The organism is Arthrobacter sp. GCM10027362 (genome assembly GCF_042679445.1).
Classification (GTDB): Bacteria; Actinomycetota; Actinomycetes; order Actinomycetales; family Micrococcaceae; genus Crystallibacter.
On record NZ_JBHTML010000062.1, the window covers coordinates 1 to 20,601 of the forward strand.

A 20,601-nucleotide genomic window follows, 5' to 3' on the forward strand; every position below is an offset into this window, starting at 1 on the left:
AATGCACGAAGGCAAGGTCCTGCGCTCGGTGGTGGAGCTGTAATGGCCGCCACAATCGAGAAAGTCGTCACCTCCGGGAAGAACAGGTATGCCTGCGGCAGCTAGGGCAGCGCCGGACGTGACGGGCCAGGACCGGCGGCGGGCCGGATGAGCCGGCTGATGCAGCGCCGGCCGGTGCTGAAGCTGAGCCTGGACGGTGCGCCGCGCCGGCGCGAGGACGTGCTGGCGGCCGAGGAGCCGCTGGAGATCCGCCTGGGCGGGCGGTCCTTCAGCGTGACCATGCGCACCCCGGGGGACGATTTTGACCTGGTCGCCGGCTTCCTGGTCTCCGAGGGCGTCATCTGGGAGCCGGCCCAGCTGGGGGCGATGCGCTTCTGTGCCGGGGAGGACGAGCAGGGCCGGCAGACCTACAACGTGATCGAGGCGCAGCTGGCCCCGGGCGTGGTGCTGCCGGAGACCTCCCTGGAGCGGCACGTGTATACCTCCAGCTCGTGCGGGATCTGCGGCACGGCCTCGATCGAGGCGGTGACCAAGAGTTCGCACTTCGGCCGGCTGCCGGCCGGCGGGCCGGAACTGGAGCCGGAACTGCTGCTGGCCCTGCCGGAGCGGCTGCGCGAGGGCCAGCAGGTCTTCGAGCGCACCGGCGGGGTGCACGCGGCCGGGCTGTTCGGCTTCGACGGGACCCTGCTGTGCCTGCGCGAGGACGTGGGCCGGCACAACGCGGTGGACAAGGTCGTCGGCTGGGCGCTGCGCGAGGGCCGGCTGCCGCTGCGCAACACCGTGCTGCAGGTCTCCGGCCGGGCCTCCTTCGAGCTGGTGCAGAAGGCCTGCCTGGCCGGGATCCCGGTGCTCTCGGCGGTCAGCGCCCCGTCCTCGCTGGCGGTGGAACTGGCCCGGGAGACGGGCCTGACCCTGGCCGGCTTCAGCCGGGGCCGCAGCATCAACGTCTACACCCACCCGGACCGGATTGCGCTTGCTGCCTCACACGTCGGGAAGGGTGTGTGAGGCACGGTACATTGGGGGCATGAGGCGCCAGGCCCCGGTTCAGCATATTGACGACAATGCCCTTGAGGTGCACGACCCGAAGGCTGCGGCGGCGGGGATCAAGGCCGTGACGGTGGCCGTGGACCGCGGTGTTTCCCAGGCCGGGGTGGCCCGCACGGTGCGCTCCATGCTGCGGGTGAACCAGCGCGCAACCAAGCTAAGGGCCGGGGCGTGACCGAATGGCGGCCCCGGGCCGGTTTGCCGGCGCCGCCCGTTTTGCCGCGAGGCAGGTGCCGGCCGGGATCGTTGACCGTGGCCCTTCCACTCGCCCCGGCCCCCGCGTAGGCTCCTGCATGGGGGCCGGGCCCGGGAAAGACCGATACCCCGCCCCGGCAATCGAAGGAGGCTTTGCCGTGGAAAACGTGGAAAACAGCAACCCCGATGGGGAGAACACCGCGGCTGCGGGCGACAGGGCAGCGTCCGTCCCGGCCGGGGAACCGGACGAAACCCCCGGCCGGCGTGCGCTGGGCGGGCCGGAGCCGGATCCTACCGTCGAGCCCCAGGCCGACCTGGCGAAGAACCCCGAGGAACATTCGCCCGCGGACCCGGACGAAATTCCGCCCGGCGGGGCATAAGCCGCGCCGCGCCTTTGGCTCCCCAAGATCCTTCGGCCGATTAGGACCTAGGCTTGATGCATTCAGAATTAATCGGTATTGAAGGAGAGCCCCGGAATGTCCATGGAAGGTGCGGCCTTTAGTTCGCTGTGGAGGCTCTCCATGGCGGACGGCGCGAAGAAGCCCTTCTCCAGGGAGACCATCCGGCGCACGCTGGCGTTTGCGGCCCCCTATAAGGGCAAGCTGCTGGTGTTCGTGCTCGTCTCGGTCGTGTCGGCAACGCTGGCGGTGGCCACCCCGGTGCTGGCCGGCCAGGTGGTGGACGCGATCGTGGCCAAGTCAGGCATCGGCACCGTCATTTGGCTCGCCGTCGTGATTGCGGCGGTGGCCATCGCGGACGCCGGGCTGAGCCTGGTGACCCGCTGGCTGTCCTCCGGGCTGGGCGAGGACGTGATCCTGGACCTGCGTACCGCGGTGTTCAACCATGTGCAGAAGATGCCGGTCGCCTTCTTCACCCGCACCCGCACCGGCGCGCTGGTCAGCCGGCTGAACAATGACGTCATCGGCGCCCAGCGTGCGTTTGCCGGCACGCTCTCCGGGGTGGTCAGCAATGTGGTGGCGCTGGTCCTGACGCTGATCGTTATGCTCAACACCTCCTGGCAGGTGACGGTGCTGGCCCTGGTCATGCTGCCGGTCTTCCTGCTGCCGGCGCGCCGGATGGGCTCGCGCCTGGCCGCCCTGCGCCGGGAGGCTGCCAACCATAATTCGGCGATGAGCACCCAGATGACGGAGCGGTTCTCCGCTCCCGGCGCCACGCTGGTGAAGCTGTTCGGCCGGCCGGAGGACGAGGCCCGCGAGTTCAGGCTTCGCGCCCAGCGCGTGCGGGATATCGGCGTCCGTTCGGCGGTGCTGCAGTGGGTCTTCGTGACCGCGCTGACCCTGGTTTCCGCGCTGGCGTTGGCGCTGGTATACGGGCTGGGCGGCTACTACGCGATTATCGGGAAGCTGGCCGCAGGCGACGTCGTGGTGCTGGCCCTGCTGCTGACCAGGCTGTACGCGCCGCTGACGGCGCTGGCGAACGCCAGGGTGGAGATTGCCAGCGCCCTGGTCAGCTTCGAGCGGGTGTTTGAGGTGCTGGACCTGGACCCGCTGATCAAGGAAAAGCCGGACGCCAGGGCCGTGGCCCCGGGTCCGGTGTCGGTGCAGTTCAAGGACGTGCACTTCGCCTATCCCTCCGCGGACAAGGTCTCGCTGGCTTCCTTGGAGGAGGTGGCCACGCTGGATACCCGCGGCGGCGAGGAGGTGCTGCACGGGATCGGCTTCCGGGTGGAGCCGGGGCAGACCGTGGCGCTGGTGGGTTCCTCCGGCGCAGGCAAGTCCACCATTGCCCAGTTGCTGGCGCGGTTGTACGACGTCGACTCCGGTGCCGTGGAGCTGGCCGGCACCGACGTGCGGGACCTCAGTTTCGAGGCGATGCGCTCGACCATCGGCATGGTCACCCAGGACGGGCACCTGTTCCACGAGAGCATCCGCTCCAACCTGCAACTGGCCCGCCCGGAGGCGACCGACGAGCAGATCTGGGAAGCGCTCCGCAAAGCCCGGCTCGAGGAACTGGTGGCCTCGTTGCCGGACGGGCTGGACACGATGGTGGGCGAGCGCGGCTACCGGCTCTCCGGCGGGGAGCGCCAGCGGATGACCATTGCACGCCTGCTGCTGGCCCAGCCGCGCGTGGTGATCCTGGACGAGGCCACCGCGGCCTTGGATTCCACCAATGAAGCCGCTGTCCAGGCGGCCCTGACCGAGGCGCTGGCCGGGCGCACCGCCGTCGTCATTGCGCACCGGCTCTCCACCATCCGGTCCGCGGACCAGATCCTGGTGGTCGAAGGCGGCCGGATCGTCGAACGCGGAACGCATGCGGAACTGCTGGCCCGGGACGGGCGCTACGCCGAGCTGCACCGGACGCAGTTCCAGACCCAGCCGACAGGCGCCTGACCGGAGGGCAACTACAAAGGACAGCGGTTTCGGGCATTGGGTACAGTGTCCTAGGTTTACCTAACTTGGCAACTTTCGGAGCAGGGGCTGTAGATGCAGCGTGGTACCAACCTTGGCCGCCTGGGTGGTTACAACCAGGCGGTCATTCTGGACGCGATCCGGCGCGCCCACGGGGGCATTGCCCGCGTTGAGCTGGTGGAACTGACCGGCCTCTCACCCCAGACGATCAGCAATGTGGTCCGGCGGCTGGTGGACGAGGGCCTGGTGCGGGAGGACCGCAAGGCCGTCTCCGGGCCGGGCAAGCCGCGCACCCTGCTGGCACTGGAAGTATCCAGCAGGTTCGCCATCGGGATCCACCTGGACCCGGCGCTGATGACGCTGGTGCTGCTGAACCTGGATGGGAAAGTGGCCGCCTCCGCGCGGCACGAGATGCCCGCCGTCGCAGAGCCTGGCCACACGGTCAGGGCCATGGCGGACCGTGTTCAGGAACTGATTGGGGCCGCCGGCATTGCGCGGGGGAAGATCCTGGGCATCGGCGTGGCGGCGCCCGGTCCGATTGACGTGCCGCACGGCATTGTCGTGGGTCCGCCCATGCTGCAGGGCTGGGAGAGGGTGTCCCTGCGCGATCCGCTGCAGGAGCTCACCGGGCTGTCGGTGTTGCTGGACAAGGACGTGACGGCGGCCGCGGTGGCCGAACTCTGGGCCAGCGAACGGCCCGGTCCGGAAAACTTCGCCTTCATCTACCTTGGCACCGGCCTCGGTGCCGGCGTGGTGCTGCAGGGCGAGGTGCTGCGCGGCGCCTCCAACAATATCGGCGAAATCGGCCACTTTCCGACCGCGGCCGAAGTGCCGGAGTGCGCCTGCGGCCGCCCCAACTGCGTGGGCATGGCCCTGGCCTTCCGGACCCTGATCCGGCAGGGGATCGATGCGGGTCTGTTTCCTCCCGACCAGGACCTGACCGACCTGGCCCTGACCACCCCCGCCGTCATGCAGCTGTGCGCGATGGCCAGGGACGGCCAGCCCCAGGCGGTGGAGATCTTCGACCGGGCCGCTCGGCACCTGGGCACCGCGGTGGCCCATGTGGCCAATCTGCTGGACGTGGACCGGGTGATCTTCGGCGGTCCCTTGTGGGAGGGCCTGGCCGACTTTGCCCTGCCGGCGCTGCGCCGGGAGGTTCAGGAGCAGTTCGTGGCCCGTGCCATTCACGAAGTCGAGGTCACCGGGTCGGCGCTGGGCCACGAGGTCGGCGCGATTGGCGGGGCCTGCCTGGTACTGGACCACGTGCTGTCGCCGAAGGCCAGCGGGCTGCTGCTGGAACGCCCGACCTGACCTCGAATATGAAGGATATGACGCCGCTTTGACGAATTGTGTCGCGTTCACCCCAAATTTACCTGAAGGGCTTGCTTTAGTAAATCGAATGGATTTATATTGAATGCGACGGCGGGTTCGCAGCGGTTTCTTGAAGTGAACGGTTCAAGAGCCGACGTGCTGCCAAGGGGAGGAGCGCCGCCGTCGCCAAGGAGGGTCCGGAGCAATCCGCGGTTCCGTCGAAAGGGAAGACGTACTGGAACCGCGTGGCCTGCTCAGGGGTCCGGACCGCAACCTTGGACTGCGGGAACCGCCGCCTGTGCATCCGTGGGGGGATGCACAGGCGGCGGCTTCCGTGCTCAAGGCCGGATTCTGCCCGGGCCTCGTCGAAACCCCAACTGGCCGGGAGTGGACTTGACCCGGGTTTCGCGCGCCGGGTTGATGCCTGGTGCCCCTGACCGGAATCGAACCGATGGCCTACCCTTTAGGAGAGGGTCGCTCTATCCTACTGAGCTACAGAGGCTGGTCCGGATCTTTGCAGCAGGAACGCTGCTGCGCTGTCCCGGAACAGTTAAAGTTTACCCTGTCGGCGCCGCGTTTGGTTCACGCCGCTTCAGGGCGCGCCGTTTGAGGATCACAGCCACCGCGCCCGCGGCCAGGCTCAGCAGGAACAGCACGGACTTGGACACGGTCAGGAAGCTGGCCAGCCCGGCGCCGCCGACGGGGTCCGTGGCCAGCGCGGCATCGATGGCCAGGTTCTCGCCCAGGTCCGCCACGACGTAGAGGAGCACCGGCGTCCAGCAGAGCCAGCGCACCGGTCCGCGCGCCAGCTGCGAGCCGATCAGCAGCATCCAGCTAAGGGCAAAGAGCAGCGGGAAGATGGTGTCCGCCGTCTTGTGCCAAAAGTTGTACTGTCCCGCGCCGTCGGCGCCGAACGCGCTGCGCACCTGCTGGAGGTACTCCGTGCTGTAGCCGCCGATGAGGGTGTCCGGCATGGCCAGCCCCCCGCTGAGCTGCTGGAACTGGGGCAGCACCAGCAGGGACGAGTAGCCGAACAGGAACGCGGACGCGCCGATGCCGGCAATGATAATGAGGTTCGGGTTCCCGTCCGGGCGCTCGGCGCCGGCCTGGCTTCCAGGCCGCCCTCCGGGGCCTGCGGCCCGGGATCCGGCGCCTGTGGAGGACGGGGCGCCTTTGGCGCCGGCCGCGTTCTGGCCGTGCTTGCGGGCGCGCTGGGCAGGGGTTTTGGACATGGTTCCATTATGCGCGGTCGGCCGGCAGCGGACCGGGCGGGTGCGGGTGGGCGGCGGCCCGCGGGCTTAGCCCATAGAATTAACAAGCCATGGACTTTCTCACTGACCCGGCCTTTGACCTGCCTGCCGACGCCGCCCCCGCCTGTGTGCTGCCGGGGGCCCAGGAGCTGTTGGCGGGCCTGAATGCCCAGCAGGAGGAGGCCGTCAAGCATTCCGGCTCGCCGCTGCTGATCGTGGCGGGTGCAGGCTCCGGCAAGACCCGGGTGCTCAGCCACCGGATCGCCTACCTGCTGGCCACCGGGCGGGCCAGGCCGGGGGAGATCCTGGCCATTACCTTCACCAACAAGGCCGCAGCGGAGATGCGCGAGCGCATCGAGGCGTTGGTGGGGGCGCCGGCGAAGAACATGTGGATTTCCACCTTCCACTCCTCGTGCGTGAAGATCCTGCGCCGCGAGGCGAAGAACGTCGGCCTGAACTCGAACTTCTCCATCTACGATTCGGCGGACACCCTCCGGCTGATCACCCTGGTGTCCAAGGGGCTGGATCTGGATCCGAAGCGCTTTGCCCCGAAGGCGATCCAGCACAAGATCTCGGCGCTGAAGAACGAGCTGATCGACGACGAAAGCTTTGCCGCCGCGGCGAACTATTCGGATCCGTTCGAGCAGGCGGTGGCCTCGGTGTACACCGGGTACACCCAGCGCATGCGCCAGGCCAATGCGATGGACTTCGACGACCTGATCGCCCAGGTGGTCTTCATGTTCCAGGCCTTCCCGGCGGTGGCCGACTCCTACCGGCGCCGGTTCCGGCACATCCTGGTGGATGAGTACCAGGACACCAACCATGCCCAGTACGTGCTGGTGCGGGAGCTGGCCGCGGAAACCGCCGACGGCGCCGTGCCCGCCGGTGAACTGACCGTGGTGGGGGACTCGGACCAGTCCATCTACGCGTTCCGCGGCGCGGACGTGCGCAACATCGTGGAGTTCGAGAAGGACTACCCGCAGGCCCGCACCATCCTGCTCGAGCAGAATTACCGCTCCACCCAGACCATCCTCAGCGCCGCCAACGCGGTGATCTCCCGCAACCCGAACCGGCCCGAAAAGCGGCTGTGGACCGCGCAGGGGGACGGCCAGCGGATTATCGGCTACGTGGGCGAGAACGAGCACGACGAGGCCCGGTTCATCGCGGACGAGATCGACCGGCTGCAGGACACCGAGGGGGTGCGCCCCGGGGATGTGGCCATCTTCTACCGCACCAACGCGCAGTCCCGCTCCATCGAGGACCTGCTGGTCCGGGTGGGCCTGCCCTACAAGGTAGTCGGCGGCACCCGGTTCTACGAGCGCAAGGAAATCAAGGATGCGCTGGCGTACCTGCGCGTGCTGGTGAACCCGGACGACGTCGTGAACCTGCGGCGGATCCTGAACGAACCCAAGCGCGGGATCGGAGAGCGGGCCGAGTACGCCGTGGCGGCGCTGGCCGAACGGGACCGGATCTCCTTCATGGACGCGCTGCGCCGGGCGGACGAGGCGCCGGGCATGGCCACCCGCTCGGTCAACGCGGTGGCCGCGTTCGTCAAGCTCGTCGAGGACCTGACGGAGGTGGCCACCGGTTCCGGCGCCGCCGCGGCGCTGGAGGCGGTACTGGAGCAGACCGGGTACCTGGCCGCGCTGCGCCAGAGCAACGACCCGCAGGACGAGTCCCGGGTGGAAAACCTCGCCGAGCTGCTCGCCGTCGTGCGTGAATACGAACGGGACAACCCGGACGGCTCGCTGGCCGGCTTCCTGGAACAGGTGGCACTGGTGGCGGACGCGGACCAGATCCCGGATGCCCCGGACGCGGAAGGCGCCGCGCTGGCCAAAAACCAGGGCGTGGTCACGCTGATGACCCTGCACACCGCCAAGGGGCTGGAATTCCCGGTGGTCTTCCTGACCGGCATGGAACACGGCATCTTCCCGCACCAGCGGTCCATGGCCGATCCGCAGGAACTGGCCGAGGAACGCCGGCTGGCGTACGTGGGCCTGACCCGGGCGCGCAACCGGCTGTATATCACCCGCTCGGAATCGCGCAGCATGTGGGGCCAGAGCCAGTACAACCCGGCCAGCCAGTTCATCCAGGAAGTCCCGTCCGAGCTGATCGAGTGGAAGCGCGAGGGCACCGAGCGTCCGGCGTTCACCTCCGCCGGCAGCTTCGGGTCCAGCCGCTACTCCGGCTCGTTCTGGGGCGCCGGCGCGTCCGAGGGCCAGCGTTCCCCGGCCTTCGGCGGCAGCGCCCCGGCGGCGGTGCGTGCCGGCCGCGTGCAGCCGCAGAAGGAAATCATCGCGCTCACGGTGGGGGACAAGGTCAACCACACCAGCTTCGGCAACGGCACCGTGCTGGCATTGGAAGGTGCCGGGGACAAGACCGTGGCCAAGGTCAGGTTCGACGCCGGGGAGAAGCGCCTGCTGCTGCGCTACGCGCCGCTGACCAAGCTCGGCTGAAGCGCGGGCCTGCCCTAACGAAAGGGGGGCGCTGAAAAGAAAGGGCCTGCCCGCCCGTAGCGCAAGCGGTTACTTTTCGACAAGCTGTAGAACTGTGCCCTTGGTCACGAAACCGGTACTCTGGAACCGGCGTTCAGCGCCAAGGGACTAGAGTTCCCGGTGGAGCATTTGCGGGCCCGCGCACTACGAGCTTCCGCCAGCGGCAGCGCCGTGGGTGGTCCCGGCTCCGAGTCAGCAACGACTTCGACGTAGAAGGACACAGCCCGTGGACCTGTTTGAATACCAGGCACGCGATCTTTTCGAGGCACACGGTGTACCCGTGCTCGCCGGGATCGTGGCTTACACCCCCGAAGAAGCCAAGGCCGCAGCCGAGCAGATGGGCGGCGTCGTCGTCGTCAAGGCACAGGTCAAGGTCGGCGGCCGCGGCAAGGCCGGCGGCATCAAGGTCGCCAAGACCCCGGATGAAGCCTTCGAGCACGCTTCCAACATCCTCGGGATGGACATCAAGGGCCACACCGTCAAGCGCGTGATGATCGCCCAGGGCGCCGACATCAACGAGGAGTACTACTTCTCGATCCTGCTGGACCGCGCCAACCGCAACTATCTGGCCATGTGCTCCAAGGAAGGCGGCATGGAGATCGAGCAGCTGGCCGTCGAGCGCCCCGAGGCCCTGGCCCGCGTAGCCGTGGACCCCGCCGTCGGCGTGGACGAGGCCAAGGCGAAGGAGATCGCCGAGGCTGCCGGCTTCCCCGAGGAGCTGCACCCGAAGTTGGTGGAGACGTTCCTGAAGCTGTGGGAGGTCTTCAAGAAGGAAGACGCCACCCTGGTCGAGGTCAACCCGCTCATCAAGACCGGTTCCGGGGACCTGCTGGCCATCGACGGCAAGGTCTCCCTGGACGAGAACGCCGGCTTCCGCCACCCGGAGCATGCCGGGCTCGAGGACAAGGAAGCCGCCGATCCGCTCGAGGCCAAGGCCAAGGAGCTGGACCTGAACTACGTCAAGCTCGACGGCGAAGTGGGCATCATCGGCAACGGTGCCGGCCTGGTCATGTCCACCCTGGACGTCGTCGCCTACGCCGGGGAGAAGCACGGCAACGTCAAGCCCGCGAACTTCCTGGATATTGGCGGCGGTGCCTCCGCCGAGGTGATGGCCAACGGCCTGGACATCATCCTCAACGACGCGCAGGTCAAGAGCGTGTTCGTGAACGTCTTCGGCGGGATCACCGCCTGCGATGCGGTGGCCAACGGCATCGTCAAGGCCCTGGAGATCCTGGGCAACAAGGCCACCAAGCCGCTGGTGGTGCGTCTGGACGGCAATAACGTCGACGAGGGCCGGCAGATCCTGCTCGAGGCCAACCACCCGCTGGTCACCCTGGCCCTCACCATGGATCAGGGCGCCGCCAAGGCCGCCGAGCTGGCCAACGCCGCCCGCTGACCGAGCCTGTCGAGACCTAAGGAAAAGAACCATGTCTATCTTCATTAACAAAGACTCGAAGGTCATCGTCCAGGGCATCACCGGCGGCGAGGGCTCCAAGCACACCGCGCGCATGCTGCACGCCGGGACCAACATCGTCGGCGGCGTGAATGCCCGCAAGGCCGGCACCACCGTCACCCACGGGACCAAGACCCTGCCGGTGTTCGGTTCGGTCAAGGAAGCCATCGCCGAGACCGGCGCGGACGTGTCCATCGTCTTCGTGCCGCCGGCCTTCACCAAGGACGCCGTCGTCGAGGCCATCGAGGCCGAGATCGGCCTGGTCGTGGTGATCACCGAGGGCGTGCCGGTGCAGGACTCCGCCGAGTTCTGGGCCCTGGCTCAGTCCAAGAAGGATGCCGGCGGCAACCAGATCACCCGGATCATCGGCCCGAACTGCCCCGGCATCATCACCCCGGGCGAGTCCCTGGTGGGCATCACCCCGGCGAACATCACCGGCAAGGGCGGCGTCGGCCTGGTCTCCAAGTCCGGCACCCTGACCTACCAGATGATGTACGAACTGCGCGACCTGGGCTTCTCCACCGCCATCGGCATCGGCGGCGACCCGGTCATCGGCACCACCCACATCGACGCCCTGGCCGCGTTCGAGGCGGACCCGGAGACCAAGGCCATCGTGATGATCGGCGAGATCGGCGGGGACGCCGAGGAGCGCGCGGCCGAGTTCATCAAGAACAACGTCACCAAGCCCGTGGTCGGCTACGTGGCCGGCTTCACCGCCCCGGAGGGCAAGACCATGGGCCATGCCGGCGCCATCGTCTCCGGTTCCTCCGGCACCGCCCAGGCCAAGAAGGAGGCCCTCGAGGCCGCCGGCGTCAAGGTCGGCAAGACTCCGTCCGAGACCGCGCACCTGCTGCGCGAGGTCTACCCGGAGCGCGAGGAGCCTTCGAGCCTCTAGCCGAACCCTGGCTGCAAACGACGGCGGCCGGTTGCCTTCCCAGTGAAGGCAACCGGCCGCCGTCGTTCTTTTGCGGCTACCGGGTCGCCGTCTGCAGGTCGTCCTCGGCGGCCGGTGCGGCACCCTTGCTGCGGTTCACCATCAGGCCGAGCAGGTCGAAGACGACCGTGGCGGCGGCCAGGGAGGTGATGTCGGCGTGGTCGTAGGCCGGGGACACCTCGACGACGTCGGCGCCGATGATATTGATGCCGTTGAGCCCGCGGAGCAGGGCCAGCAGTTCGCGGGAGAGCAGTCCGCCCATTTCGGGGGTGCCGGTGCCCGGGGCGAAGGAGGGGTCCAGGACGTCGATGTCGATCGAGACGTAGACCGGGGTGTCGCCGAGCCGGTCCTTGACCTGCTGGATCGCGGCGGCGACGCCGATAACGTCCAGGTCCGAGCAGCGGATGATCTGGAAGCCGAACTCGTGGTCGCGGAGGAAGTCGTCCCGGTCGTAGACGGGGCCGCGGATGCCCACATGCATCGACCTCTCTTCCACCAGCAGGCCTTCTTCGAAGGCCCGGCGGAACATGGTGCCGTGGGTGATGGGCTGGTCGAAGTAGGTGTCCCAGGTATCCAGGTGCGCGTCGAAGTGCAGGAGGGCCACCGGTCCGTGGACCTTGGCCAGGGCCCGCAGCATGGGCAGGGCGATGGTGTGGTCCCCGCCGATGGAGACCAGCCGCTTGTCCGCACCGAGCAGCGGCAGGGCCTGCTCCTCGATCTCGCGCACCGCGCGGGCGATGTCGTAGGGGGTGCAGGCGATGTCTCCGGCGTCGACGATCTGGGCTTCGTTCACGGGTTCGACGTCCAGTTCGACGTGGTAGCCGGGGCGCAGCAGCCGGGAGGCCTCGCGGACGGCGGCGGGAGCGAAGCGGGCGCCGGGCCGGAAGGAGGTGCCGCCGTCGAACGGGACGCCGACGATGGCGATGTCGTAGTCCGGGACACGGTCGATCTGGGGCAGCCGGGCGAAGGTGCCCAGGCCCGCGTAGCGGGGGACCTTGGTGGCGTCGACGGGGCCGATGGGGGCATGCATGGTCATGGCAGGGATCCTTTACTTAGCTACTGCCGCCGGGGCGGCCGGCTTTTTGTCGGCGGTGAGTTCCTGGAGGGCCTTGTTGGCGGTTTCCGGCGCGAGCACGAAGGTGGCTATCAGGCCCACCAGGGAGATGACGGCGCCGATGAGCAGCGAGCCGGCGGCGCCGAAGCTGAGGATGGCCACGGGCATCAGGTAGGTGCTGGCGGCCGAGCCGATGCGGCTGATGGCGGTGCCGAAGCCGACCGCGGTGGCGCGGATTTCGGTGGGGAAGAGTTCGTTGGGATAGACGACTTCGAGGAAGCTGGAGGCGCCGGAGGCGAGGGCGAAAACCGCCAGGGCGAGGAACAGCGGGGCGGCCTGGACGTCCGGGATGAAGGCCGGGATGGCCAGGGCCACGACGATGATGCCGAAGGTCCACAGCAGCAGCCGGCGCCGGCCGATCTTTTCGACCAGCCACAGGCCCGGCACGCCGCCGGCAACGAAGAGCATGGAGATCAGGAAGGAACCGCCGTAGAGGTTTGCATCGCCGGTCATCCCGAAGGAGGCCAGCAGGTCCGGGGCGAAGGTGTAGACGGCGAAGAGCGGAATGACCTGGGCGGTCCAGAAGATGGACACGAACAGCGTGCGCTTCCAGTACCGGCCCCGGAAGATGTCGCCGAATCTGCCGTGCCTGGTTTCCGTGCCGCCGTCGTCGGAGATATCGTCGGCGGCAATATCACTCAGGTCGTACTGCCGCCCGTAGACCTTCTTGATGACGGCGCGGGCCTCTTCCCGGCGGCCGCGGGAGAGCAGCCAGCGCGGGGATTCGGGGGTGCCGAGCCGGCACAGCAGGGTGATGATGGCGAAGATGGCCGGGCTGGCCACCATGACGCGCCAGGCATCCGGGCCCGTGTCTTTGAGCAGGTAGCCGGCGGCATAGGCCACGGCGGCGCCGATGGCCCAGACCACGAAGGTGGCGCCCAGCAGGCGGCCGCGGACCTTGCGGGGCAGGAACTCGGCCAGCAGGGAGGTGGCGATCGGGTAATCCGCACCGATGGCCATGCCCAGGAAGAACCGGCAGAGCACCACCTGCCACACCTCGGTGGCCAGGCCGTTCAGGGCCGAGAAGACGGCCAGGGCGACCAGGTCCGCAATGTACATCTTGTGCCGGCCAATCTTGTCGGTAAGCCACCCGAAGATGGCGCCGCCGAAGAAGATGCCGGCCAGGCTGGCCGCACCGATCAGGCCGATTTCGACCGTGTCCAGCCGCAGGCCCGGGGTCATGGTGATCAGGGCAATGCCGATGATCGACAGCGCATATCCATCGATGAACGGCCCGCCGGAGGCAAAGAAGGTCAGCTTCTTGTGGAACCGGGTCAGCGGGGCGTCGTCGATGAGGTTGCTTGTTGCGCTCATTGCAACCCTCTCTCGTGATTGCTCGTTACCGAGCGGGGAAGTTAGTGACTCCATCATTGGTGACCCGGCTCACGGACGGAATCCGCAGATTGACTACAAATAAAGAATCGGCTTATACATTTGTCTAGCCGTCTGATGCGGCGTGTCCTGCCGCCCACGCCGGGAGATCCCATGGTGATGACCGTTGCCGAACTGCTGGCCGAACCTCAGCTTGGCCTGAGCCTGCTGGCCGGCGCCCCTGGGTTGGGCAACCGGATCCTGTGGGCGCACACCTCGGACCTGCCTCGGCTGTGGGAGTGGGTTACCGGCGGCGAGCTGATGATGACCAACGGCCTGTCGATCCCGGCGGATGCGGCCGGGCAGGTGGAGTTGGCCGAAGAACTGGTGAAGGCCGGGGCGAGCGCCCTGGCCGTCGGCGAGAAGATGCACGCTCCGCAGCTTCTGCCGGAGTTTTTGCAGGCCTGCGACCGCCTGCCGCTGCCGGTGATCAACGTTCCGTACCCGCTGCCGTTCATTGCCATTGCCCGCTCGGTGGCCGAGTCCTCGCTGCTGGAGGAGTCGCGCCGGCTCAGGCAGACGGCCAGGATCTACGACCTGCTCCGCCTGGCCGGCCCGTCCGGCGACCAGTGGCAGGGCCTGGTGCAGGCAGTGGCTGCCGAGCTGGGTTCGCAGCTGTTCGTCGTGGACCGGCGCTGCCTGCACCCGTGGCATCCCGGCGGGGCGGAGCTGCCGGGGGAACTGGCCCGGCAGGTCGGACCGCTGGCCGCACACACTTCCACGGCCGGCAGGAAAATCCAGTGGCGCCACCTCGGGGAACGCCGCGTCCTGCTGATGGACGTCCCGACACACGACGGCGCGCTGCTGGTGGTCCTGCCGGGCTCGGAGCCGCCTCCCGACGCCGTGGTGCTGCTCCATGCCGCCACCGTCCTGGGCCTGGAGCTGTCCCGTACCGTCCTGGCCGTGGAGAACCGGCGGCGGCTGGGCGCTGAATTCCTACAGCAGGCCTTCGAGGGCCGCTACGGCGCCGCCGAGGTGGAAAACCGGCTGCAGGACCTTGGCCTGCCGGCAGGGGAATTCCACGTCGCGTCGATGTCGTGCGCCGAGCCGGAGCAGCTGGCCCAGATCCACCTCGGGCTCTGGCGGCACGGTTTCCCGAACGCCTGCCTTCAGGAGTTCAAGACCGTGCATGTGCTGCTCCCGCCGGCCTGGAGCGACAACGCCCTGCGGCACGCGGCCGGCCGGGACATCAGGATCGGGGTCAGCAGGCCCGCCCGTGCCGCCGGACTCCAGCGGGCCCTGCAGGAATCGCTGTGGGCACTCGGCACGGCGGAGAGCATTCGAGAGCCGCTGGTCCGCTATGCCGACGGACCGTCCTGGCTGGGACTGACCAGCTTCGAGGAAGGGCAGGCGCTGGTCCAGCGCCTGCTCGGGCCCGTCATCGACTACGAGCGGGGCAGGCAGCCGGACCTGATGACCACCTTGAAGACCTACCTGGACCGGCAGCGCTCCTGGCAGAAAACCGCCGAGGCGCTCTTTACCCACCGGCAGACCATCATTTACCGGATCCGCAAGATCGGCGAACTCACCGGCCTGGACATGGCCGAAACCTCCACCCTGGCCCAGCTCTGGTTCGCGCTGCAGATCCACGAGGCGATGGATCCGCGATAGGGGCGCGGCCCGGCCGTTCCCGGGCCGGCAACGGACAACATACCGCCGCGGAAGGCCGCCGGGTAGGCTGGATCGGTACACCCGCCCCGGAACTGCCCAGGAGTGCCATGCGCGCCACCATCATCCACGGCCCCGGCGACATCCGCGTGGAGGACCGGCCGGACCCCGAAATCAGGCTGCCCGCGGACGCGGTGGTCAAGGTGGCCGCCTCCTGCGTCTGCGGGTCGGACCTGTGGCCCTACCGCGGGGCCTTCCAGACGCCGCGCCCGCGCGCAATCGGCCACGAGTTCGTCGGCGTGGTGCAGAGCGTGGGCTCGGGCGTGTCGGCGCTGGCCCCGGGGGACTTCGTGATCGCGCCGTTCGTGGACAGCTGCGGTGAATGCCCGCAGTGCCGCAACGGCGTCACCGTGGCCTGCGACTACCTGGCCTCCTGGGGCGGCCGGGACGAGGCCGGCTTCCCCCTCGACGGCGGCCAGGGCCAGTACGTGCGGGTGCCGCGGGCCGAGGCGACCCTGGTCAAGGTCCCCGTGGCCGAGCCGGACCGTGAGCTGACCGCCAGCCTGCTGACCCTCTCCGACGTGATGTCCACCGGCCACCACGCGGCCGTCGCGGCGCAGGTGGGCCCGGGCCGCACCGTCGTGGTGGTGGGCGACGGCGCCGTCGGGCTGTGCGCGGTGCTGGCCGCCACGCGCCTGGGCGCCCAACGCGTCATCGCCATGTCCCGGCATGCGGACCGGCAGGCGCTGGCCCGGGAATTTGGGGCCTCCGACATCGTCGAGGAGCGCGGGGTGCCGGCGGCGGAAAAGGTCCGCGGGCTGCTCGGGGGAGTGCTGGCGGATGCGGTGCTCGAATGCGTCGGCACCAAGGAAGCCATGGACCAGGCGGTGGCCTGCGTCCGGCCCGGGGGAAACATCGGCTTCGTCGGTTCGCCCTCCGGCGGATCCGAGCTGAATGTGCGCCAGCTCTTCAACAAGAACATCACCATCGGCGGCGGGATGGCCCCGGCCCGGACCTACATCCCCGAGCTGCTCGAGGACGTCCTGGCCGGAGCCATCAATCCGGGCCGGGTCTTCGACGTGGAAATGCCGCTGGAGGACGCGCCGGAAGCCTACCGGGCCATGGACCGGCGCCGCGCGATCAAGGTGCTGCTGCGCCCCTGAGCCGTGCCTGCGCTGCCGCAGCCCGGCGGCGGCCACCTTCCTGCCGGAAAGTGGCCGCCGTCGGGCTTGGGGATCGGCCTTGGCCCGGCTGCGGCCGGTTACCGGTGGACCGCGAGGCTTTTGTCCTGCCCGCCGGCGGGAGCGGCGGCTTCGTCATGGCGCCGGGCAATTTGCGCATCGCCGTGTTCGGCCAGGAACTGCTCGTCCGAGGTATCGACATGGATGCCCAGCGGCACGCCGGCCTGGATCCGGGACCGGAAGCGCGGGTAGCCGAGGACGAAGTACAGCAAGGCCGAGGTGGCCGCTCCGGCCAGCCAGGAGAAGTCCACGCCCCCGGCGGCGACGGCGATGGGACCCTGGAAAATGGGGACCGCGCCGTACATGCACAGCCAGGTCATGGCGATGCCGGCGAAGAAGGCGATGAACGCCGAGGAGTTGACGGCCTTCAGTTTCGTGTCGCGCGGGGAGCGGAACAGGTAGCTGAAGTCCTTGTGCCGGCGTTCGAAGACAAAGTAGTGGACCGCCATGATCCCGCCCCAGGTCGCCACCCAGGCGACGATGGCGCCCAGCCAGGTCTCGAGCGTCTCGGCGAAGTCGGTGGCAAACATGAACAGGATGACCGCTGCCATCGAGAGGCAGCCGACCATAAGGGAGATCTTCCGGCGCGAGATCCTGATGTCCAGGGCCTGGGCTGCGACGCCGAAGGTGTAGAGGTTGATGATGTTGGTGGCGATCGGTCCGTGGATGACCAGCAGGATCACCGGGATGGCCAGGGCGCCGAAGTTTTCCACGATCAGCTTGCCCGGGTCGGCGGTGCCGTTCTTGGTGGCCAGGCTGGCGCCGAGCACGCCGAGCCAGACCACCGGAAGGAACTGGCCGAGGACGCTGGTGGCATACAGCTTGGCCGGGGCAATCTTTTTGCTGACGAAGCGGGAGTAGTCCGGCGCGTAGGTGAACCAGCCGATGCCCCAGCCGATGCCGATGACGGTCATGATCGAGGACATGGCAGCCAGCCGCGGCATGCCGGTCAGGATCTCCCCGGCCGGGCCCTGGTAGTTCCAGTCGATGTGCAGCTGGGTCCAGGCCACGATGGACATGGCCACCAGGACGATGACCGTGGGCGGCATGGTCAGGCGCTCGAAGCGGGCAATGGCCCGGTAGCCGCGGTAGCAGATGGCCACCTGGATCGCCATGATCGCGGCCGCGATGCCGATGCGCCAGCCCAGGTTCGCGGCCGCGGGATCGACCCAGCCGATCATGCCGAACAGGGCCATGATCAGGTCCAGGATGACCCAGGTGTTGACCGCTGACCAGCCGACGGCCACCGTTGCCTGGATTGCGGCGGGCAGGTAGGCGCCGCGGCGGCCGAAGGCGCCGCGCGCCAGCAGCATGCCGGTGGCCCCGGTCTTCTGGCCCAGGAGCACGAAGAACCCGAAGCCGAGCATGCCGATCACATTGCCGGCGACCAGGACCGTGATGGTGTCTGCGAGGCCGAGCCCCAGGTTGATGCCCAGGGCGCCGAGGATCCAGTTGATGGGGGCGACATTGGCACCGGCCCAGATCCAAAACTGTCCGGACAGTTTGGTGGTGCGCGCAGATTCGGGAACGGGCTGGAGGGTATCTTCGACGTCGTGGGTAGCGCTCTCGGAAGCGCCCGTGTTTTTGTCGGACACGGGTTTTCTCTTTTCAACGGGGGAATGGGCGGAGACTCCGACCAGCATATATGTGACGAGCCCCACATATAATAGGCTAAGTGTCCGGTCCTGTCCCAATCTGGAGTGACAGAACGTAAAGTCGGCCGAAAGGATTCTCGTGGCCATTGCATTGACGGAAGTGCTGGAGAGCGATCTCCTCCAGCGCGCCGAGCCGCGGATCCGGGCCGGAGGCAGCCAGGTGGCTTCGACGGTGGTGCGCTGGGTACATTCCAGCGAAGTGCTCCAGATCGCGCCGCTGCTCCACGGCGAGGAGCTGCTGCTCACCGGCGGCGAGGCGCTGCTCGGACTGAAGCCGGCAGCGCAGCAGGAGTACGTCCGGCGCCTGGCCGAGCGGCACGTGGCAGCGCTGGCCGTGGAGTCTGCCGGACTGGCCCGTCCGTTGTCCGAGGAGCTGATCGCCGCGGCGGAGGCATCCGGACTGCCGCTGATCGAGCTGCGCCGCGTGGTGCCGTTCGTGGATGTGGCCGAGGAGATCAACCGCCGCATTGTCACCCAGCAGGCCGCGGCCTACCAGGCCGCCGATTCGCTCTCGCAGCGGCTGGCCGAGCGGCTCGCAGCCCGCGGGCCGGAGGTGGAGCCGCTGCTGGAACTCATCGGCCAGGCGCTGCAGGCAGATGCCGCCCTCCTGGACCCGAACGGGACCATGATCGCTTCCGCCGGCGGGGCGGCGCCGCCGGAATCGGAGCGTATCGAGACGGACATCCTGGCCGGTGGCACCGTGCTCGCCAAGCTTGTCATGCAGCCGCACTCCGGCGCCGACAAGGACTTCGTGGCCATGGTCGGGGACCGCGTGGCCAGCATCCTGGCCCTGGCGGTAACCCAGCGGCATCCTCCCACCATGGAGCAGATGGCCGACATCGAGCTCATGCGCGCCGTCGTGCAGGGGGCCAACCGCGCCAAGCTGCTGGAACTGAGCGAGGCCGCGGGGGTGCCCGCGGCCGAGCCCGTCCTGATGATGGCCTTCCGGCGGACCGGCAGCGCGCAGCTGCACGGTGTGCTCGAGCAGGCCCTGCGCCGCTGCTGTCAGGGGGCGCGCACGTACCTGGCGGATGAGGAACTGTGCGCGTTGGTGCCCCTGGGATCCACCGCGACGCGGCAGCGGCGGGCTGCCGTCCTGGAAAGCCTGCAGCGGCAGCTGGCCGCCACCGCCGTCGTCGGCGTCGTGGGGCCCACGGTCCAGGACCCCGGCGATGCGCCCTGGTCACTGCGCGAGGCCCGGCTCTCGTACGCCCTCGGGCCGGCCGCCAAGGCAGGCAACAACGTCTGGGACAGCGAGAACTTCGTGGTCGAGCGGCTGGCCGCGCGCGAACTGACCCCGGCCGCGGCGGAGCACCTGGTCCAGGAGCTGGTGGGGGAGGTGCTGGCCTACGACCGGCAGCGGGGCACGCACCTGCTGGCGACCCTGGACTGCTGGCTGGCCTCGGGCTGCAACACCACCCAGACGGCCAAGACCCTGTTCCTGGAGCGGCAGTCCATGCACAACCGGCTGGCCAAGATCTTCGAGCTGCTTGGCGGGGACCCGCGGGGCAGCGGCAAGATGGCGGGACTGCATCTGGCGGCCCGCGTCGCCGCCGGCGCCAGGCCTCCTGCCGCCGCCGGGGTCAGGCTTTCCTGAGCGTGGCCTCGATGATTTCCAGGATGTAGGGGGCAACGACCTCGCGGGAGACCCGCAGGTCCGCCACGAAGGTGCCGCGGGCGCCGCCGTTCACCCAGTCCTCGACGGCAGCGAGGTCGTCCAGGGTCCTGACCACGGCGGAGCGTGCCCCCAAGGCCCTGGCCAGCAGGGCGAAGTCGGCCTCGTCGATCAGCATGAGGTCCTGGCTCAGGCCCTGGGAGCCGTACTGGTGGACCTCGGCGCCGTAGGCGGCGTCGTTGAACACCAGCACGATGGCGCTGCGGGCCACGCGGATCAGGGTGTCCAGGTCCGGCAGCCCCATCAGGCCGCCGCCGTCGCCGGTCACGGCAATGGTGGTTAGGTCCGGCCTGGCGGCGGCGGTGCCGACGGCGGAGGGCAGGCCCAGGCCGATCGACTGGAAGGCGGTGCCGACCAGGGTGATGCTGTCCGCGGCGGGCAGGTCGAAGTAGGTGTTGGCCCAGCCGATGAAGTGCCCGCCGTCGGAGGCGACCACGCGGTCGGCCGGCAGGATCGTGTCCAGCCGGCGCATGAGGCTGCGCGGATCCAGCCGTCCGTCCGGGCCCGTGTCCGCACCGGGGTCGCGCTCGAATTGGTACCGGCTGTTCTTGGCTTCGGCGGCCGCCCCGTCCCAGGGCTCGGCCGGGGCGGTGTGGTGCGCCAGGGCATCGGCCAGCGCCTGGACCGCGAGTGCGGCGTCGGCGCGGACGAAATCGGTGACCAGGGGGCTGCTGGGGGCCTCGGCGACGTCGACCTGGATGATCCGCGCGTCCGGGGCGAAGGCCTGGCCGAAGGCGGTGGTGAACTGGTTCAGCCCGGCGCCGACCACCAGGACCACGTCGGCGGTCCGGATCAGGGCGGCGGAGGGCTCGGAGGCGAAGCCTCCGGCCACGCCCAGGTCGTACGCCCGGCCGGCGAACAGGCCGCGGGCCGGGGCGCTGGCGGC

Annotated in this window: 16 protein-coding genes and 1 tRNA gene; 11 read left to right on the forward strand and 6 right to left on the reverse strand. The window is 68.8% G+C overall.

The features are described from left to right. Positions 1-147 precede the first annotated feature (147 nt). From fdhD to ACFQ36_RS10965, 5 genes are all read left to right on the forward strand, one after another. The gene (gene fdhD, locus ACFQ36_RS10945; protein WP_377013511.1) at positions 148-1,005 is read left to right on the forward strand and encodes a formate dehydrogenase accessory sulfurtransferase FdhD; all 858 of its coding nucleotides are present in this window, start codon (positions 148-150) and stop codon (positions 1,003-1,005) included. A 19-nt stretch (positions 1,006-1,024) separates the two neighbouring features. Further along, the gene (locus tag ACFQ36_RS10950; protein WP_377013513.1) at positions 1,025-1,219 is read left to right on the forward strand and encodes a hypothetical protein; all 195 of its coding nucleotides are present in this window, start codon (positions 1,025-1,027) and stop codon (positions 1,217-1,219) included. 178 nt (positions 1,220-1,397) lie between these two features. After that, positions 1,398-1,619, forward strand: coding sequence for a hypothetical protein (locus tag ACFQ36_RS10955; protein ID WP_377013515.1), 222 nt, complete (start codon positions 1,398-1,400; stop codon positions 1,617-1,619). Between the two features lie 96 nt (positions 1,620-1,715). Further along, positions 1,716-3,590, forward strand: coding sequence for an ABC transporter ATP-binding protein (locus ACFQ36_RS10960; protein ID WP_377013517.1), 1,875 nt, complete (start codon positions 1,716-1,718; stop codon positions 3,588-3,590). Between the two features lie 93 nt (positions 3,591-3,683). Next, positions 3,684-4,919: an ROK family protein gene (locus ACFQ36_RS10965; protein WP_377013519.1), complete on the forward strand. Its 1,236-nt coding sequence runs from the start codon at positions 3,684-3,686 to the stop codon at positions 4,917-4,919. Between the two features lie 425 nt (positions 4,920-5,344). On the opposite strand, the gene ACFQ36_RS10970 is transcribed toward ACFQ36_RS10965, so the two are convergent. Both ACFQ36_RS10970 and ACFQ36_RS10975 read right to left on the reverse strand, forming a co-directional pair. Beyond that, positions 5,345-5,421, reverse strand: a tRNA-Arg gene (locus tag ACFQ36_RS10970). Positions 5,422-5,476: 55 nt separating this feature from the next. Then, positions 5,477-6,151 (reverse strand): hypothetical protein, encoded by a 675-nt coding sequence (locus ACFQ36_RS10975; protein ID WP_377013521.1) that lies wholly within the window; start codon positions 6,149-6,151, stop codon positions 5,477-5,479. Positions 6,152-6,240: 89 nt separating this feature from the next. Here ACFQ36_RS10975 and pcrA point away from each other — a divergent pair, with 89 nt between their 5' ends. The 3 genes from pcrA (at position 6,241) to sucD (ending at position 11,012) form a co-directional block, all read left to right on the forward strand. Next, a complete protein-coding gene (gene pcrA / locus ACFQ36_RS10980) occupies positions 6,241-8,625 on the forward strand; it encodes a DNA helicase PcrA (RefSeq protein ID WP_377013523.1) in 2,385 nt (794 codons plus the stop codon). Positions 8,626-8,890: 265 nt separating this feature from the next. Then, entirely contained in the window at positions 8,891-10,060 is a 1,170-nt protein-coding gene (gene sucC, locus ACFQ36_RS10985) for an ADP-forming succinate--CoA ligase subunit beta (RefSeq protein ID WP_377013525.1), read from the forward strand. 31 nt (positions 10,061-10,091) lie between these two features. After that, positions 10,092-11,012 (forward strand): succinate--CoA ligase subunit alpha, encoded by a 921-nt coding sequence (gene sucD, locus ACFQ36_RS10990; RefSeq protein ID WP_377013527.1) that lies wholly within the window; start codon positions 10,092-10,094, stop codon positions 11,010-11,012. 76 nt (positions 11,013-11,088) lie between these two features. Here sucD and speB read toward each other — a convergent pair whose 3' ends face one another. Further along, positions 11,089-12,087 (reverse strand): agmatinase, encoded by a 999-nt coding sequence (gene speB, locus ACFQ36_RS10995; protein ID WP_377013529.1) that lies wholly within the window; start codon positions 12,085-12,087, stop codon positions 11,089-11,091. Between the two features lie 12 nt (positions 12,088-12,099). Further along, on the reverse strand, positions 12,100-13,479 hold the full coding sequence (locus ACFQ36_RS11000) for an MFS transporter (protein WP_377013531.1): 1,380 nt from the start codon (positions 13,477-13,479) through the stop codon (positions 12,100-12,102). 171 nt (positions 13,480-13,650) lie between these two features. Between ACFQ36_RS11000 and ACFQ36_RS11005 the strand changes: the two genes are divergently transcribed. After that, positions 13,651-15,147 (forward strand): PucR family transcriptional regulator, encoded by a 1,497-nt coding sequence (locus ACFQ36_RS11005; RefSeq protein WP_377013533.1) that lies wholly within the window; start codon positions 13,651-13,653, stop codon positions 15,145-15,147. A gap of 107 nt (positions 15,148-15,254) precedes the next feature. Beyond that, on the forward strand, positions 15,255-16,307 hold the full coding sequence (locus ACFQ36_RS11010) for a zinc-dependent alcohol dehydrogenase family protein (protein ID WP_377013535.1): 1,053 nt from the start codon (positions 15,255-15,257) through the stop codon (positions 16,305-16,307). A 98-nt stretch (positions 16,308-16,405) separates the two neighbouring features. Here the strand turns inward: ACFQ36_RS11010 and ACFQ36_RS11015 are convergent, their stop codons facing one another. Beyond that, positions 16,406-18,028, reverse strand: coding sequence for a purine-cytosine permease family protein (locus ACFQ36_RS11015; protein ID WP_377013541.1), 1,623 nt, complete (start codon positions 18,026-18,028; stop codon positions 16,406-16,408). Positions 18,029-18,119: 91 nt separating this feature from the next. Here ACFQ36_RS11015 and ACFQ36_RS11020 point away from each other — a divergent pair, with 91 nt between their 5' ends. Then, complete coding sequence (locus tag ACFQ36_RS11020; RefSeq protein ID WP_377013537.1) at positions 18,120-19,637, forward strand: PucR family transcriptional regulator; 1,518 nt, start codon at positions 18,120-18,122, stop codon at positions 19,635-19,637. On the opposite strand, the gene ACFQ36_RS11025 is transcribed toward ACFQ36_RS11020, so the two are convergent. Beyond that, positions 19,624-20,601: thiamine pyrophosphate-dependent enzyme (locus ACFQ36_RS11025; protein ID WP_377013539.1), on the reverse strand; the 978-nt coding region annotated here is incomplete at its 5' end. The genes ACFQ36_RS11020 and ACFQ36_RS11025 overlap by 14 nt on opposite strands.